This window comes from Streptomyces sp. NPDC093149 (genome assembly GCF_044754145.1).
GTDB lineage: Bacteria > Actinomycetota > Actinomycetes > Streptomycetales > Streptomycetaceae > Streptomyces.
On the sequence record NZ_JBIVON010000002.1, the window covers coordinates 434,813 to 450,541 of the forward strand.

At 72.7% G+C, this 15,729-nt stretch carries 10 protein-coding genes; 4 read left to right on the forward strand and 6 right to left on the reverse strand.

Translation table 11 applies throughout. The annotated features are described in order from the left end of the window. The first annotated feature begins 617 nt into the window (after positions 1–617). The 4 genes from ACIQCZ_RS08520 (at position 618) to ACIQCZ_RS08535 (ending at position 4,846) form a co-directional block, all read left to right on the forward strand. Positions 618–1,805 (forward strand): PQQ-binding-like beta-propeller repeat protein, encoded by a 1,188-nt coding sequence (locus tag ACIQCZ_RS08520; RefSeq protein ID WP_402280743.1) that lies wholly within the window; start codon positions 618–620, stop codon positions 1,803–1,805. A 262-nt stretch (positions 1,806–2,067) separates the two neighbouring features. Next, a complete protein-coding gene (gene ettA, locus ACIQCZ_RS08525) occupies positions 2,068–3,732 on the forward strand; it encodes an energy-dependent translational throttle protein EttA (protein WP_093895354.1) in 1,665 nt (554 codons plus the stop codon). A 5-nt stretch (positions 3,733–3,737) separates the two neighbouring features. After that, a complete protein-coding gene (locus ACIQCZ_RS08530; RefSeq protein ID WP_361439864.1) occupies positions 3,738–4,160 on the forward strand; it encodes a thioesterase family protein in 423 nt (140 codons plus the stop codon). Then, positions 4,157–4,846 (forward strand): hypothetical protein, encoded by a 690-nt coding sequence (locus ACIQCZ_RS08535; RefSeq protein WP_402280745.1) that lies wholly within the window; start codon positions 4,157–4,159, stop codon positions 4,844–4,846. Before ACIQCZ_RS08530 ends, ACIQCZ_RS08535 begins: the two co-directional genes overlap by 4 nt. A 107-nt stretch (positions 4,847–4,953) precedes the next feature. Here ACIQCZ_RS08535 and ACIQCZ_RS08540 read toward each other — a convergent pair whose 3' ends face one another. The 6 genes from ACIQCZ_RS08540 to ACIQCZ_RS08565 all read right to left on the reverse strand — a co-directional run bounded on the left by ACIQCZ_RS08540 (position 4,954) and on the right by ACIQCZ_RS08565 (position 15,466). Continuing rightward, positions 4,954–6,150, reverse strand: coding sequence for a serine hydrolase domain-containing protein (locus ACIQCZ_RS08540; RefSeq protein ID WP_402280746.1), 1,197 nt, complete (start codon positions 6,148–6,150; stop codon positions 4,954–4,956). Further along, positions 6,147–7,694, reverse strand: coding sequence for an alpha/beta hydrolase (locus tag ACIQCZ_RS08545; RefSeq protein WP_402280748.1), 1,548 nt, complete (start codon positions 7,692–7,694; stop codon positions 6,147–6,149). Before ACIQCZ_RS08545 ends, ACIQCZ_RS08540 begins: the two co-directional genes overlap by 4 nt. 113 nt (positions 7,695–7,807) lie before the next feature. After that, positions 7,808–8,770 (reverse strand): ATP-binding cassette domain-containing protein, encoded by a 963-nt coding sequence (locus ACIQCZ_RS08550; protein WP_402280749.1) that lies wholly within the window; start codon positions 8,768–8,770, stop codon positions 7,808–7,810. After that, complete coding sequence (locus ACIQCZ_RS08555) at positions 8,767–11,574, reverse strand: FtsX-like permease family protein (protein ID WP_402280750.1); 2,808 nt, start codon at positions 11,572–11,574, stop codon at positions 8,767–8,769. The genes ACIQCZ_RS08550 and ACIQCZ_RS08555 overlap by 4 nt, the downstream gene beginning before the upstream one ends. A 1-nt stretch (position 11,575) precedes the next feature. Further along, positions 11,576–14,890: an FtsX-like permease family protein gene (locus ACIQCZ_RS08560; RefSeq protein WP_402280752.1), complete on the reverse strand. Its 3,315-nt coding sequence runs from the start codon at positions 14,888–14,890 to the stop codon at positions 11,576–11,578. Positions 14,891–15,061: 171 nt separating this feature from the next. After that, positions 15,062–15,466 (reverse strand): globin, encoded by a 405-nt coding sequence (locus tag ACIQCZ_RS08565; RefSeq protein WP_351080412.1) that lies wholly within the window; start codon positions 15,464–15,466, stop codon positions 15,062–15,064. Between the last annotated feature and the right edge of the window lie 263 nt (positions 15,467–15,729).

A 15,729-nucleotide genomic window follows, 5' to 3' on the forward strand; every position in this document is an offset into this window, starting at 1 on the left:
CACGGATCACGCCGACGATCACATCGGTGACCGCCGAATGACGGACGGTGGGCGGACTGTCACGACGGTCCGATGACGGCCCCGGTACGCGTACGCGTACCGGGGCCGTCGCATGCCGGAAAGCGGAGTGCGGCGCGGGCCGGGAGACGGGACCGGGCGTACCGCGAGCCGGACCGGTTTCCGTCCGGGAACGGACGTCGGCAAAGCGGGGCGCCTCTCTCCGAGTGAGGGCACAAAACAGCCCCTCACCAGCAGGTTTCCCGCTCGGCGCCCTGATGTTCCCGTCGGCGACCACAAGGGCCGGGCGTAGAAGTGCCGCAAGGCGTGCATGCCGTGCTCATGGGCCGCCGCGTGGCGCCGGCCCATGTCCGGCACCGGGCCGATGCCGTCGGCGGCGAGCGCGGGCTCCCACCCGTTCGGCAGAGCGCCACGAGCCCTGCTCCGGACCGCGGGACGCGGTCGCGAAGATGTCCGGAAGACGTCCAACTGATCGAAAATACAGGGCGGTTGAGACGTCCTTGGCGAACCATGGGGCCTGGAAGCGGGCCGCCGGACCCGGGGGCCGGACCGCCTTGCGCGCATCGCCACAGCGATGCCGGATGATGAGGGATGTCCGAGTGAACCTTCGAAGAACCATCGCCGTCCTGTTCGGTGCGGCACTGTCGGTCGTCATGCCCGTGACGCCGGTCGGTGCGCAGCCGACGCAGACCGGAGTCTCGACCACCTACCAGATCAACGCACGGCACGACGGCAGTCTCGTCGACACCGCTGTCGGCGCGCCGCCGCTCAGCCGGAAATGGTCCCGCGACCTGGGCGGGAACGTCTCCTACCCCATCGTGGCCGGCGGGCGCGTCTTCGCCACCGCCGCCTCGCCGAACGGGTACGGCACCGTCCTCCACGCCATTGACGCGGCCACGGGCGAGAACGCCTGGGAGCCCGTTGACCTCGGCGGCACCTACTGGTGGTCCGCGCTCGCCTACGGGGGCGGCCGGCTCTACGCCCAGAACTACGACGGCGTGCTGACGGCGTTCAACCCGGCCACCGGGAAGGAGATCTGGACCGTCACGCTGCCCGGACAGTATTCCTTCACCTCGCCGCCCACTTTCGCCGGCGGCGTGGTGTACACGGGCGGCGCCGGTTCGGGCGGCACCTTGTACGCGGTGGACGCTTCCAGCGGCGCGGTGCTCTGGACCCAGCCCGTCGCGAACGGGGACAACAGCTCGCCCGCCGTCACGGCCAACGGGGTCTACGTCTCATACGCCTGCGAGCAGACTTACTCCTTCGACCCCAAGTCGGGCAACCCGATCTGGCACCACCGGACGGACTGCTCCGGTGGCGGGGGCCGCACCCCTGTTCTCGCCGACGGCGGTGTCTGGGTTCGCGACGACGCCGGGATGGCCCCCTCGGTCCTCGACATCGCCGACGGGCAGGTCCGCGGCACCTACGAGGCCGCCGGCCGGTCGCCCGCCCCGGCCTTCGACGGCCGTCAAGGCTACTTCGTGGATGAAGGTGTCCTTCAGGAGCGACACAGCCGCACCCTGGCCACTCGCTGGAAGTTCGAGGGCGACGGCGGGATCAGCACGGCGCCGATCGTCGTCAACGGCTACGTCTACGTCGGCTCCCGAACCGGTCGGCTGTGGGCGCTCAACGGCGCCACCGGTGAGTCCGTCTGGTCCACCGACGTCGGCGCGCCGATCAACGGGCCCGACGAGCACAACGTGTCCGAGCCGCTGACCGGTCTCGGAGCGGGTGGCGGGCTCGTGGTGGTTCCGGCCACCGACCTGCTGGTCGCGTACGGGCAGTGAGCGGCGGGGGTGGTCGCCGGTCCCGGCGACCGCCCTCCGGCCCCGGCCACCGTCGACCACACCGGTGCCCGGGGCCGGCCCCGGGCACCGGTCGAGGGGCGCTCGTCGGCGTTCGGGCGCGACAGCAGGTGACGGATCGGCTACGAACGGGCCGGTGGAGGGGCAGGTCGCAGGCCCCTGATGAGACTGGTTTCCGTCCCGGGATGGACGTCAGGCAAGATGGGGTGTATCTGCCCACACATCGATAGCCGGACGGTTTCTCTTGGCTGAGTACATCTACACCATGCGCAAGACGCGCAAAGCGCACGGCGACAAGGTGATCCTCGATGACGTCACCCTGAACTTCCTGCCCGGCGCGAAGATCGGTGTCGTGGGCCCCAACGGCGCCGGTAAGTCCACGGTGCTGAAGATCATGGCGGGCCTGGAGCAGCCGTCCAACGGTGACGCGTTCCTGTCGCCGGGGTTCAGCGTCGGCATCCTCATGCAGGAGCCGAAGCTCGACGAGTCGAAGACGGTCCTGGAGAACGTCCAGGACGGCGCCGCCGAGATCATGGGCAAGCTCAAGCGCTTCAACGAGGTCGCGGAGCTCATGGCGACCGACTACTCCGACGCGCTGATGGAGGAGATGGGCAAGCTCCAGGAGGACCTGGACCACGCCAACGCGTGGGACCTGGACGCCCAGCTGGAGCAGGCCATGGACGCCCTGGGCTGCCCGCCCGGCGACTGGCCGGTCGTCAACCTCTCCGGTGGCGAGAAGCGCCGCGTCGCGCTCTGCAAGCTGCTGATCGAGGCCCCCGACCTGCTCCTCCTCGACGAGCCCACCAACCACCTCGACGCCGAGTCGGTGAACTGGCTGGAGCAGCACCTCTCGAAGTACGCGGGCGCCGTGGTCGCAGTCACCCACGACCGCTACTTCCTGAACAACGTCGCCGAGTGGATCCTGGAGCTCGACCGCGGCCGCGCCCTGCCGTACGAGGGCAACTACTCCACGTACCTCGACAAGAAGGCCGCCCGCCTCAAGGTCGAGGGCCGCAAGGACGAGAAGCGCGCCAAGCGGCTCAAGGAAGAGCTGGAGTGGGTCCGCTCCAACGCCAAGGGCCGGCAGACCAAGTCCAAGGCGCGTCTCGCCCGTTACGAGGAGATGGCGGCCGAGGCGGACAAGATGCGGAAGCTGGACTTCGAGGAGATCCAGATCCCGCCGGGCCCGCGGCTCGGTTCCATCGTCGTCGAGGTGGAGAACCTCTCGAAGGCCTTCGGCGACAAGGTCCTCATCGACGACCTGTCGTTCACGCTGCCGCGCAACGGCATCGTCGGCGTCATCGGTCCGAACGGCGCGGGCAAGACCACGCTGTTCAAGATGATCCAGGGCCTGGAGACCCCGGACACCGGCTCCATCAAGATCGGTGACACGGTCAAGATCTCCTACGTCGACCAGTCCCGCGCCAACATCGACCCGAAGAAGACCCTCTGGGCCGTCGTCTCGGACGAGCTGGACTACATCAACGTCGGCCAGGTCGAGATGCCCTCGCGGGCGTACGTGTCCGCGTTCGGCTTCAAGGGCCCGGACCAGCAGAAGCCGGCCGGCGTCCTGTCCGGTGGTGAGCGCAACCGCCTCAACCTGGCGCTGACGCTCAAGGAGGGCGGCAACCTGCTGCTCCTCGACGAGCCCACCAACGACCTCGACGTCGAGACCCTGTCCTCGCTGGAGAACGCCCTGCTGGAGTTCCCGGGCGCCGCGGTGGTCATCTCCCACGACCGCTGGTTCCTGGACCGCGTCGCCACGCACATCCTGGCGTACGAGGGCGACTCCAAGTGGTACTGGTTCGAGGGCAACTTCGAGTCGTACGAGAAGAACAAGGTCGACCGCCTCGGCGCGGACGCGGCCCGTCCGCACCGTGCCACGTACAAGAAGCTCACGCGAGGCTGATCGTCTTGGCACGTCACATCTACAACTGCCCGCTGCGCTGGTCGGACATGGATGCCTTCGGCCACGTCAACAACGTGGTCTTCCTCCGCTATCTGGAGGAGGCGCGCATCGACTTCATGTTCCGGCTGGCGCCGGGGGACGGTTCGCCGTCCTTCTCGGGCGGGTCCGTCGTGGCCCGGCACGAGATCGACTACGTACGGCCGCTGGTCCACCGGCACGAGCCGGTGACCGTCGAGTCCTGGGTCACGAAGATCGGCGCCGCGTCGCTGACGATCGCGTACGAGATCAAGGACCCGGACCAGGTGTACGTGCGGGCCACGACCGTCGTCGTGCCGTACGACCTGGCGGAGGAGCGGCCTCGGCGGATCTCCGCCGAGGAGAAGCTCTTCCTCCAGCAGTACCTGGCCGAGGAGCCCGCCGCAGCATGACAGTGCCCGTGAGGTCGCTGGAGTTCGCCGACACGAGGGAGGCCGCGGATCTCGCGGCCTTCCTCGGCCGGCTGATCCATTACGACCGGGCCGCCGCCGTGCGGATGCAGGCGGGCGGCGGCGCGCTGGCCGTGTTCGGCAGGCCGCCGTCGTTCGAGGTGCTGGCGATCCGGGCGGCGCGGCTGGCCGGATCGCACGAGTTCGACATCACGGTGTCCGCCGGTGAGCTCCTCGAATCCCTCGATGTCGAGGGCGTGGCGGCCGGCTCGGGCGCCCTGCCCGCACCGGTCACCGGGCCGCCGTGGACCGGTGTCCTGCCGCCCCGCGGTGGCTGGCACGAAGTGTCCGGCCTGCCCGACCCGGTCTCCCTGCGCACAGCGGTCACCGCGGCGGTGGCGGAGTTCCGTTCCCGCGACGAGGCATTGCCCGAGGGCCGCCGCACCCGGGCGGAGCGCGACCTGATCGGCCGCGAGATCTGGTCGCGTACCGTCGGCCCCACCGAGCTTCCGCTGAGGGCTGTCCACGCCGCCCAGTCCCTGGGCTTCCTCCGCCCGGCGCCGGACTTCCCCGTCGCTCTGCTCGCGGCCGGGTCCTGGCTGCGGCTGCGTACCCCCTTCGGCTCGATCGCCCTGCGCGGTCCGGGCAGCGGACTCGGCACGCTCGCCGTGACGGTGGGCGCGGGCTGAGCGCCTGCCCGGACGACAGGACGTCCTGACGCGCAGGGCGATCGGGCCGAACTGGCCGGAGAGGTTTGCCGGGCGTCGCGAGCCGGTGAACCTTTCCGGTCACAGCACTAGCCGGTCAGGGCCCTGTCCACCAGTCGTAGCGCGGCCGCGTCCTGGGCGTCCTGGGCCGGGTCGCCCATGCGCAGGGTGAACGTGGCGCTGGTCGCGGCCCGGGAGCCGTCCGGCGTCACTCCGCTCTCGGAGACGATCCCCAGATGGGTTCCGCCGTGGAACCAGACCCCGTCGTCGCTCCCGGCCACCGGGCGCCAGGCGATGCCCAGTCCGTAACGGACCCCCGGCGCCGCACTCCAGTCCTCGGCCGCGACCGTCTCCTTCATCGCCGCCAGCTGGGCCGGGCGCAGCAGCCGGCCGCTCATCAGGGCGCGCAGGAAGACGCCGTGGTCATGGGTGGTGCTGATCACGGAGCCGTCGGCCCCGCCGCCGGACGCCGTCGTCGTGTCGGTCGGCCGGGTGCGGCCGGGGAACCAGGTGTACGCGGTGGCCGTGGGCCGGGGGACGTACGGCGAGGTCCCCGGTGTGAAGGTGTGGCGCAGGCCCAGGGGCTCGATGATCCGGTCGTGGATCTCCTGCGCCCAGGAGTTTCCGGTCACCTGCTCGATGATCAGGCCCGCCACCACGTAGTTGGTGTTGGAGTAGCCCCAGCGCCGTTCCCCGGCGGGCTGTCCGGGGTCCGGCACCCACAGGGGCGGCCGGCTCACGGCCGCCTTCAGCTGGTCCTCGGGGGGCGTGGTGCGAAACCGCGAACGGCGGTAGCCGGCCGGGGTGAACGCCTCGGCCGCGTCCGGTGAGACGGCGAGATAATCGTTCAGCCCGCTGGTCTGGCGCAGCAGATCGGCGACCGTGATCCTGCGGCCGTCGTTGCCGTTGCCCCGCACGGCGCCCGGCAGCCACCGCTCGACGGTGTCGGTGAGCGCGAGCCGCCCCTCGCCCACCAGCTGGAGGGCGAGCGTGGCCGTGAAGGTCTTGGTGTCGCTGCCGATGCGGTAGTAGGCGTCCCGGGGGACCGGGAGGTGCGGGGCCCGCAGGTCGGCGGAGCCGGCGCGGGCGGTCGTCCGGCCGTGGGCGCTCTGCACCTCGGCCAGTACGCCGGTCGCCCCGGTGGCCAGGATCGCGTCCACATCGTTCTGGAGACGGCTGCCGAGCCCGGGGTCGTGACGGGGCGCGGCGGCCGTCGCCGCCGGGCCGGACGCCGCCGTGAACAGGGCCGCCGCCGTGGCCGCCAGGCCCGTACGTCTGCTGATCAACGTTCCTCCCCGGTGCGAGGGCAGAGCAGATCGGCGGCGGGCAGTGTGCCGTCGCGCAGATAGGCGACGACGGTTTCGTCGGCGCAGGGGACGGGGGTGAGGCCGTCGAGTCCACGCCCGTACACCCCGTGCGAACGGATGTCCGCCGTCACCAGTCGTGAACCGGTCAGGCGGTGGTGCAGCGCCAACGCGCCCTCGTACGGGACGTTGTTGTCGCGCCGGGCCTGGAGCATCAGCACGGGTACGTCGTTGCCGATCACCGTGGCGGGCTCGCGGGACGTGCTCGTCCAGAACGCGCACGGGGCGATCATGCTGTTGACGAGCGGACCGAAGACGGGCTGGGTGGCGCGGCTGCGCTCCATGTTCGTCCAGTACGTCTCCGGGTTCCCCGGCCAGCCGCCGGCCGGCCAGCCACGGTCGCCGCACATGAAGAGGGTTCCGCCCAGCATGCTGTCCGCCAGCTCGGGCGACGCGAGCATTTCGAGCATGGCGGCGAGCTCCGGGCCGGGCTCGACCGGCCTGCCCGCGGCGGCATCGGCCAGGTCGCGCACCGTAGCGGCGAGCGCCGGGTCGTACTCCTCGTGCTGGATGAGCTGCCTCAGCACCAGCCGCAGCAACGGCGCGTCGAGCCGGACGCCGGAGACGGTGACCGGGCGCTCCTCGGCTCCATCGAGCAACCGCTGGACACTCGACCGTACTTGGGCGGGCGTCTTGCCGAGCCGGTAGGTGCCGTCGTGCCGGGCGGCCCACCCGGACCAGGCGTCCAGGGCCTCTTCGAGCGGCTTGCCCGCCCGCTGGAAGAGCTCGTACTGGGTGGCCGACGGGTCGGTCGACGAGTCGATGACGATGCGGTCGGCGCGGCGGGGGAACATCTGGGTGTAGACGGCCCCGAGGTCGGCACCGTACGAGACGCCGTAGTACGACAGCCTGCGCTCGCCCAGCGCCGCGCGGATCGCGTCCATGTCGCGGGCGACGTTCCTGGTCGTGGCGTGCGGGAGGAGCCGGGCGTTGTCCCCGTGCTCCTGGCAGCGGCGTGCGGTGTCGCGGGCGGACCGTACCGACCGCTCGAAGTCCTCGCGGCGGGTCGTGGTCGGGCCGGGCTCCTGCGTCGGGGTGGCGGGGTCGCAGGCGATGGGGGTGGACTCGCCGAGGAATCGGGGATCGAAGCCGATCAGGTCGTAGCGGTCGGCCGCATCCTTCAAGGCGGGCCGCAGAAGCAGGGTGCTGGCGAGTCCGGTGCCGCCCGGTCCACCCGGATTCGACAGCAGGACGCCCCGCCGCTTCCCGTGCCCGGTCGCCTTGATACGGGAGACGGCGATCCGGATCGTCGCCCCGCCGGGATCGGCGTAGTCCAGGGGGACGGTCACCTTTGCGCACTGCGCGCCCGCCTCGTTCAGCTCCTGCTGCTCCGGCGAGCAGGGGCCCCAGACGAGCCGTTGGTGAGTGGGGGTGGCAGGGGTGGCAGGGACGGCCGACGCGGGCACCGTGCCCGCGAGTAGACAGGTCAGGCCCAGGCCGGCGGTGGCCAGTGCGGTGCCGCGCATCGTGCTCCTCGGGATCAGGCGGATGACTCCCGTACGACGCTAGGGGTGTGCGGGGCGCGGGAACATCGGGCCACCCGGTCGAAGCCGCCTGGGGCTGGCCCCACCAACTGCCGTCACGGGCGCGGCTGGTCGTCCGGCCAGATCCCGATGTGGTCCTGCTCCAGCTCCAGCATCACGCGGTGCTCCATCCCGAGCGCCTCCGTGTAGTCGGCGGGCAGTTGCAGGCGGCCCGCGCGGTCGAGCATCGCGTACTCGCGTGCCACCTGGGACTCCAGGCCCGTCGCCGCGTCGACCTCGGTGCGGCGCAGCACCTCGGAGGACGTACGGCCGTCCCGGATGGCGACGGTGCGACGGACCTCGCTCGCCACCGCGTGGTCGTGCGTGACGATCACGATCGTGGTGCCGAGTTCCTCGTTGGCACGGCGGAACGCGGCGAAGACCTGCTCGCCGGAGGCCGAGTCGAGCTCACCGGTCGGCTCGTCGGCGAGCAGCACCGAAGGGCGGTTGGCGAGCGCGACGGCGATCGCCACCCGCTGCTGCTGGCCGCCGGAGAGCTGTTGCGGGCGGCGGTCGCGGCACTCCTCCAGCCCCAGCATCCGGAGCAACGACTCGGCCCGCTCGGCCCGTTCACGGTTGCGTCCCCGGCCGCGCAGCTGCATCGGCAGGGTGATGTTCTGCACGGCGGTGAGGTACGGGAGCAGATTGCGGGCGGTCTGCTGCCAGACGAACCCGACGACGTCCCGGCGGTAGCGCAGCTGTTCCTTCGAGCCCATCGACAGCAGATCGCAGCCCGCGACCCTCGCCGACCCGGCCGTGGGCACGTCGAGGCCCGCCAGGATGTTCATCAGGGTCGACTTGCCGCTGCCGGACGCGCCGACGAGGGCCATCAACTCGCCCTCGGTGACCAGCAGATCGAGGCCCTGGAGCGCCTGCACCTCGACCCCGTCCGCGGAGAAGATGCGGACCAGGCGGTCGCAGGCGATCAGCGCGTCGTGCCCGTACGAGGGCCGGTCGCGGCGGGCGGCGGCCCGCTGTTCGAGTTCGGCCAGTGTGGTGGCGGTCGACGGCGACGTCATCGGGGGTCTCCTGACCTGAGTTCGGTGATCGGTCCGCGGCGGCCGGCCCACCAGGCCTGGACGGCGGCCACCGCGGCGGTGAGAACGACCACGCCGAGCGCCGGGAGCGCCAGCGACCACGGGTCGGTCCGCAGCGGGACGGTGTCGGGTGCGGCGGCTCCGGATCCGGTGGAGAGCGCGAGGCCCACCAGGTCGATGCCCGGCGCCAGCAAGGCGGTCGTCGCCCAGCCGACGAGCAGCCCGCCGACGGCCGCCAGCAGCGCCTGAGGCATCGCTTCGAACCCCAGGAGCCGTCTGCCCTGCCGGGAGGTGAGGCCCATGGTCCGCAGCCGGGCCAGCAGGGCGGTGCGTTCCGGGGCGGTCTGCAGCAACGACAGCAGGACGGCCAGCAGGGCGTAGCCCGCCCCGGCCACGATCGCCGCCGCGTAGATCTCCCCGGCACCCCGCTGCACGGGAGTGTCGACGAACGTGCCGCGTTCCTCGGTGCGCAGCCGCACGGTGACGTCCTTGCCCGCGCGGTGTGCCGCCGTGCGCAGCGCCTTCGCGTCCGGGGAACCGCCGGTGACCAGCAGGTCGGTGGTCTGCGGGCGGGGGAGCGAAGCGGCGTCGACGATCAGGAAGTCGCTGACGGCGACGGCGGGAGTGCGGGTGACGACACCCGCCACCCGCGCGCTGAAGTTCCCGGCCGCCGCGGAGAAGTCGCGCGGCCGGTCACCGAGCCGCCGGGCGACGGACGGCGACGCGATGACGGGCAGCACCCGGTCCTGCGACGGCGCCTTCCGGACCGCGGAGCCGGAGACCTCCAACCGGTCGGCGGGGAACGCCCCGAGGCCGGTCGAGCGGGCCAGCCGGGCATAGGTCGCCGGGTCGACGGCCACCAGGGTGGCGCTCTTCGTCTGCTGGTCCCCGGTCCCGTCGAACGGCAGCGTGACGTCGTACTCGATCCCCACAGCCGCCACCTCCCGGACACCGTCCGCTTCCCGCACCTCCCGGACCAGACGGTCCGGCAGCGGCACGGAGCTGCCGGGGCCGCCGATCCGGGCGTCGGCACCGATCGCACGTACCGCCGCCTTGTCCCGCGCGTCCGCGATGCCCGCGAGCACCGAACCGCCGAACGCCGTCGTCGTCAGCGCGAGCAGCAGCGCCAGCAGCGGCAGCGCGCCGCCCGCCGAGGTGCGTCCGGCACGGGCCAGCGACAGGAAGCCGATCGCGCCGCGCCGCCGGGCGACGGAGCGCTGGGCGAGACGCAGCGGCACCGGCAGCAGCCGTACGAGGACCAGGGCGGCGATCAGACCGACGAGCACGGGGGCGGCGCTGACCAGCAGGTCGCCGTCGCCGGAGCCCGTACCGCGCCGGCGCAGGGCGACGACCGCGCCGACGGCCAGTACCAGCGCGGTGAGTTCGGCGACCGTGCGCCGCCGTGAGGGGCGGGCGCTCATCAGATCGTCGCGGGCACCGTGCGGCTGCGGCCTGCGGTGCGGCAGCGCCGTACGCAGCGGCAGGGCGACGCAGACGAACGCGGCGACGGCGAGCGCGCCGGTGACCGAGGGCCACAGCCGTGCTTCCCCGATGGTCAGCACGGCGATCAGCAGACCCAGCGCCGCCGCGGGCAGCGTGGTCACCACCGTCTCGGCGAGCAGTCGGCCGCCGATGCCGCGCAGCGATCCGCCGCGCGCACGCAGCAGGGCCAGTTCGCCGCGGCGCCGTCCGGCCATCAGTCCGATCGTCATCAGCAGGACGACCACGGCGACCGCTCCGATGCCCACGGCGGCGACCGTGACGATCGGGCCGATCGCCTCGCGCAGGGTGTCGTACCTGGCGAGGATCGCGTCCAGGTCGGTCTCGAGCGTGGCGTTCGGACCGGCCACCGCCCGCATGTCCACCAGCCCGGGACCGCCCTCCAGCGAGGCGATCGACGAGCGCAGTGCCGGCACGTCGGTGGCGGTGAGGGGGGAGGCGTCCGGCGCGATCCGCCAGAACGCCTCCGGCTGAGCGGCGGTGGCGAGCAGCGCGGGCGCGGCGTCCGGCGGCAGCAGAACGGCCGCGATCCAGTAGTAACGCGGGTCGGGGTCCTTCGGTTTGGCTACCAGCGACGGGGTCCGGAGCAGTGGCTGGGCCGACCAGTAGGTGGCCTCGGGGCGCTCCGGGGCGATGATGCCGGTGATCCGCACGGTCAGCGGCGTGCCGCCCTGGGTCGGTACGGAGACGGTCGAGCCGACCCTGATCCGCAGCGCCTTCGCCGTCTCCTCGGTGACCGCGCCCTCCACCTGCGGTGTGTGCGCCGTGACCGTGCCGTGCGCGGTGGGCCACGCCCCGGCGCGCAGGGCGGCGTGGTCCGGGAGGGCCGAGAGGGTCGCGTACGTCAGCTGGGGGTCGATGCCATAGGGCCGGGGCAGCCAGCCCTCCTCGGAGGGGATCGGCGTCACGGTGCGGAATCCGTACGCGGACTGGGCGGTGTCGGGCCGCAGCACGTCGGGCAGACCGGACAGCACCGCGCGGTGGACGGACGCCAGCGAGGCCGCGCGCACCGCTTCCTCGCGTTGTGGCTGAGGCACCTGCAGATCGGGCTGCGGCGTACTCAGCTCCAGCACACTGAGCCGGGGGTCCGCGGTGGCGATGTCACGGCGCAGCCCCTCGTTCTCGTAACGGTCGACGGCACGCGGGAAGGCGGCGGCGAGGAACGCCGTCAGCAGCACCAGCAGCCCGAGCGCCCAGGCCGTGCCGGGTGCGGTACGCAACCGGGTACGGACCCAGGGCGCACAGGCGGCCGTGGCGCGACGGTCTCGGACGGAGCGCGGACTCATGTCAGTTGTCCCCCTGGTGGCGCAGCGAGGTCGCGGGATCGGCGCCGCGCCATGCGAGGGACACGACGATCAGCAGCGGCAGCGCGGCGACTCCCGCCAGCAGCGCGGCGACCTGCCCGGCCGGCAACTGCACCAGCACCGGGGGCACCGGCGCGGTGGCCTGTCCGGTCAGCACGATGAGCGGCACGACGGCACGGTTCAGTACGGCCCCGAGCGCGGCCCCGACCAGCAGCGCGATCACGATCAGCACACCCTGCTCGGCGGCGATCATCCGGGTCAGCCGTCGGCGCGGCGTCCCCAGTGCCCGCAGCACGGCGAACTCGGCGGTCCGCTCGCGCTGCGCACCTGCGGCGTTCACCGCGAAGCCGACCGCGGCCAGGGCCGCGGCGACGACCGCCACCGCGGGCAGCGCGGACTGCGGCCCGGCGCCCAGTGGGTCGCCGACCAGTTCCCGCGCGATCTCGTCGCGCACCAGGACCTGCGCCGGATCGGTGTAGGGCTGTGCCCGCAGCGCGGCGGCGACCTTCCCGGCCTGTCCGGGGGCGGTGCTCAGCCACCACTCGACGGGGTTCGGCACCGCCCCCGGGCGATGCGCGAGGACCTGGCCGACGGCCCTGAGGTCGAGCAGCAGGGCGCCGCCGTCCCGCTGCTGGTCGGCGCTGCCGGCGGAGGCCTCGGGCGCGGTACCGGGACCCGTGGTCGGCAGGCGGTGCACCACCCGCACGATCTTCACCCGGACCGTCTCGCCGGCCAGCGTGACGTCGACGTCCTGTCCTTCCTTCGCACCGGCGGCGCGCAGGTACGCGTCGGTGGCCACGGCCTTCAGCGCCGGAGCCGGGGGAAGGGGCGCGGTGGCCCGTACGGAGAAGGAAGGCGTCGATGACGACCAGCCCGTGTTCGAGCCGGTGCGGTATCCGAAGGCCAGCAGACTCTTCGCGGAGACCCTCGCGTCCACCGGATCGCCAGGGCCCGCCTCACCGGATCCGGTGGCGGTCTGCGTGGCGTCCCAGCCGAACCCGTCGGGCACCGGGACCGTCTGCTCGGTGCCGTCGGCCGACACGGACCTGAGGGTGCCGATGTCGACCCGGTGGGACTCGCTCCGGCCGTACGGCCGGTTGCCGTCCAGCTCGAACCCGGTCACCGCGAGATCGCCCCCGGCCGCCACCGCGAACGTGAACGGGTGCGTTCTCCCGTCGACGGGGACGGTTCCGGCCGGTACCCGGTACGGAAAGCCGTAACGGTCCTCCAGCAGCACGGTGAGGAGCGGCGCGGCGCGGGACGGCGACGTCCGCGCGGGCGCCCCGGCCGCCGTGATCCGCACGTCGAACCGGACCTTCCGGGCGAGCCGCGGCAACGGCAGTCCGGCCCGTGCGGTCCCCCGCGGGGCGAGCGAGTCGAACAGCCGCTCCCGCGGCCGGTCACCGAGGTCGCCGCGCATCAGCATCCGCTCGTCGGCGTGCGCGGTGTCCAGGGCCAGGATCTCGGCCGTGCGTTCGTCGGACAGGTCCAACGTCGTACGGAACGCGGGCGCCGCCTCCCGTACGCCCGGCAGCCGCGCGTACGCGCCCGCCTGCGCCGGATCGTTCTCGACACTGCCCACGACCCGCACCGACGCACCGGCCCTGAAGTCCGCCTGGTCGCCCTGCGAACGGTCCCAGGAGGTGCGCTGCCCGATCGCCAGCATGCCCATGGCGACCGACAGCACCAGCAGCAGCACCGGTCCGGCGTTGCGCAGCGGGCGCCGGCTGAACTGCCAGCCGGCCAGCGCCGTGACCAGCCCCCGGCCGCCCGCCGCGCGGCGCTCCGCGAGCCTGGCCGCGGGCGGCAGCAGACGCAGCGTCAGCACGGTGCCGGCGAGCAGCAACAGGGCGGGGGCCGCGACGAGCAGCGGATCGACCCCGAGACCGCCCTGCCGGTCACCGCTCAGCGCACCGCTGCCGGAGCCCGTCGTCTGGCGGTCGAGCTGCCAGTACGCCACCGCCGCGATCACCAGCAGGCCGATGTCGGCGCCCGCCCGGAGCGGCGCGGGCAGCGCCGCGGCACGGCGGGAGCGACGCTCCCCGGCACCGGCCGCCAGCGCGGGCGCCACGACGGCCAGCGCACACGTCAGCGCCGCGACGGCGGAGACCAGCCACACGGTCGCGGTCGCGCCCGCGTCGAGCCGCAACCCGATCCGGGCCAGCGCGCCGCTGTTCGCGAGCAGCCGGGTCAGCGGCCCGGCGAGCAGCGGGGCGAGGAGGGCGGCGGGCAGCGCGAGCAGCAGCGCCTCGATCGCGGCGAACCCGGTGATGCGGCCGCGCGATCCGCCGCGGGCGCGCAACAGCCGGGTCTCCCCGTCGCGTTCACTGCTCAGCAGCCGGGCCACCAGCAGCAGCGCGTAACCGGCGAGCAGCACCAGCTGGACGGCCACGATCATCAGCGTGGAGCGGGAGACCAGCAGCGCCCGGTCGATCTGCTCCAGCACCTGGGGGAGCGAGGTCCGCACGGTGGCCCCGCTGCTGAACCCGGGGGTGGCCCGCAGCTTCTTCGGAGCAGCCGTGGCGGCGTCGTGCAGGGTGTCCGTCCGCCCCGTGGTGACCGAGCGGAAATCGGCGGCGGCCAGCCAGGACACCGTGCCGGAACTCACCCGTCCCGAACCGAGCACCGCAGGGTCGGCGAGCAGCGGACCGTATGTCGTGAAGGCGACCGTGCGGATGCCGCGACCGCCGAGCTCGTCCAACTGCCAGTAGGGGTCGGTCCGGTCCGAGGCTTCGTACAAGCCCGTGATCAGGACGCGGACCGGCTTGTCGTCCAGCCGGTCGGTGAGGGTGATCCGTGAGCCCGGCCTCAGCTTCAGGGCGCCGGCGGCGGTGTGCGGCAGGGCGACCTGGACGGGATCGCCGGCCCTTTTGGTCCCGGCCGCCGGCATACGGCCCGCGGTCAGCCGGACGCGGCTGCGGTCGAGCGAGGCGAAGTGGGTGAGGTCGGGGTCGCCGTCCCGGCCGCCCGGAGCCCGCAGACTGTCCGGCAGCGCGTACGAACCCGATGTCTCCAGCGTCCGGACGGTCACGGGAAGGCCGTCGAAGGTGTCGTGGGCGCTCTTGCGGACGGCCGCGTCGGCCGCGTCCCGCTGAGCGGACGCCACCTGCGCCGACACGACGAGCGAGGCGGCGGACGCCGACCGATGGGTGAGGGCGTGGCGCAGCGCGGCATCGCCGACGGAACCGGAGAACGCGGTGAGCGCGGCGAGTACCGAGGTGGTCAGCAGGATGGCGAGGACAGCGGCGGCGAGCAGGAGACGATAGGCCCTCACCCGCAGAAAGACGAACCCCGTCACACGTGCCCCCCTGAACCCTCACCGCACACACGCCCCCCGGCGTACTACGGATGTTGTCAGGACATGCGCGCTGTTGGAAACCGCTTGTGCGTGCACCTTGATGGGATCGTGACCGTTAATCGGCGACGGGGGAACGCATTTCGCACCCGGCGCGGGGAACAGCGGGCGTTCTCAGCCGCCGGTGTTCACCATCGAGGCGGCCGCGTAGGTGAGGTAGTCCCACAGTCGCCGCTCGTGCTCCGGCGCCAGTCCGAGCTCGTCGAGGGCGACGCGCATGTGGCTCAGCCACGCGTCGTGCGCCGCCCGGTCCACCTGGAACGGAACGTGCCGCATCCGCAGCCGCGGATGTCCGCGCCGCTCACTGTAGGTGCGGGGGCCGCCCCAGTACTGCATCAGGAACAGCCGGAACCGCTCCTCGGCGGGTCCCAGGTCCTCCTCCGGGTACATCGGCCGGAGCAGCGGGTCCTCGGCGACCCCCTGGTAGAAGCGGTGCACCAGGCGTCGGAAGGTCTCCTCGCCGCCGACCTGCTCGTAGAAGGTCTGCTCCTGCAGCGTGTCGCGCGGAATCTCAGTCACCCGTCCATGGTCGCAGACGCACCGGCCGAGTACCGGGGTCCTAGGTCCCCTCCCGGCAAGCTTTGCCCCGTCGCGCCGTCCAGCACGCACGCTCGCGGCGTTGGCCAAAAATCCTGGTAGCTCCGCTACAAGGACTCCCGGCCGCCTTGCGATCGCACGCACTGGACGACACTCCTCACGGGGCAAACATTGCCGGTCACGGCACCAGGTCCCGGTCCTCCCGCCGCGGGCTGTCGCCCACCGCACGGCGTCCGCGACGGGAC

Excerpts from the sequence above, each read along its gene's own strand:
- ACIQCZ_RS08535 (WP_402280745.1), top strand. The coding sequence starts at position 4,157 with ATGACAGTGCCCGTGAGGTCGCTGGAGTTCGCCGACACGAGGGAGGCC.
- ACIQCZ_RS08545 (WP_402280748.1), bottom strand. The coding sequence starts at position 7,694 with ATGCGCGGCACCGCACTGGCCACCGCCGGCCTGGGCCTGACCTGTCTA.
- ACIQCZ_RS08550 (WP_402280749.1), bottom strand. The coding sequence starts at position 8,770 with ATGACGTCGCCGTCGACCGCCACCACACTGGCCGAACTCGAACAGCGG.
- ACIQCZ_RS08555 (WP_402280750.1), bottom strand. The coding sequence starts at position 11,574 with ATGAGTCCGCGCTCCGTCCGAGACCGTCGCGCCACGGCCGCCTGTGCG.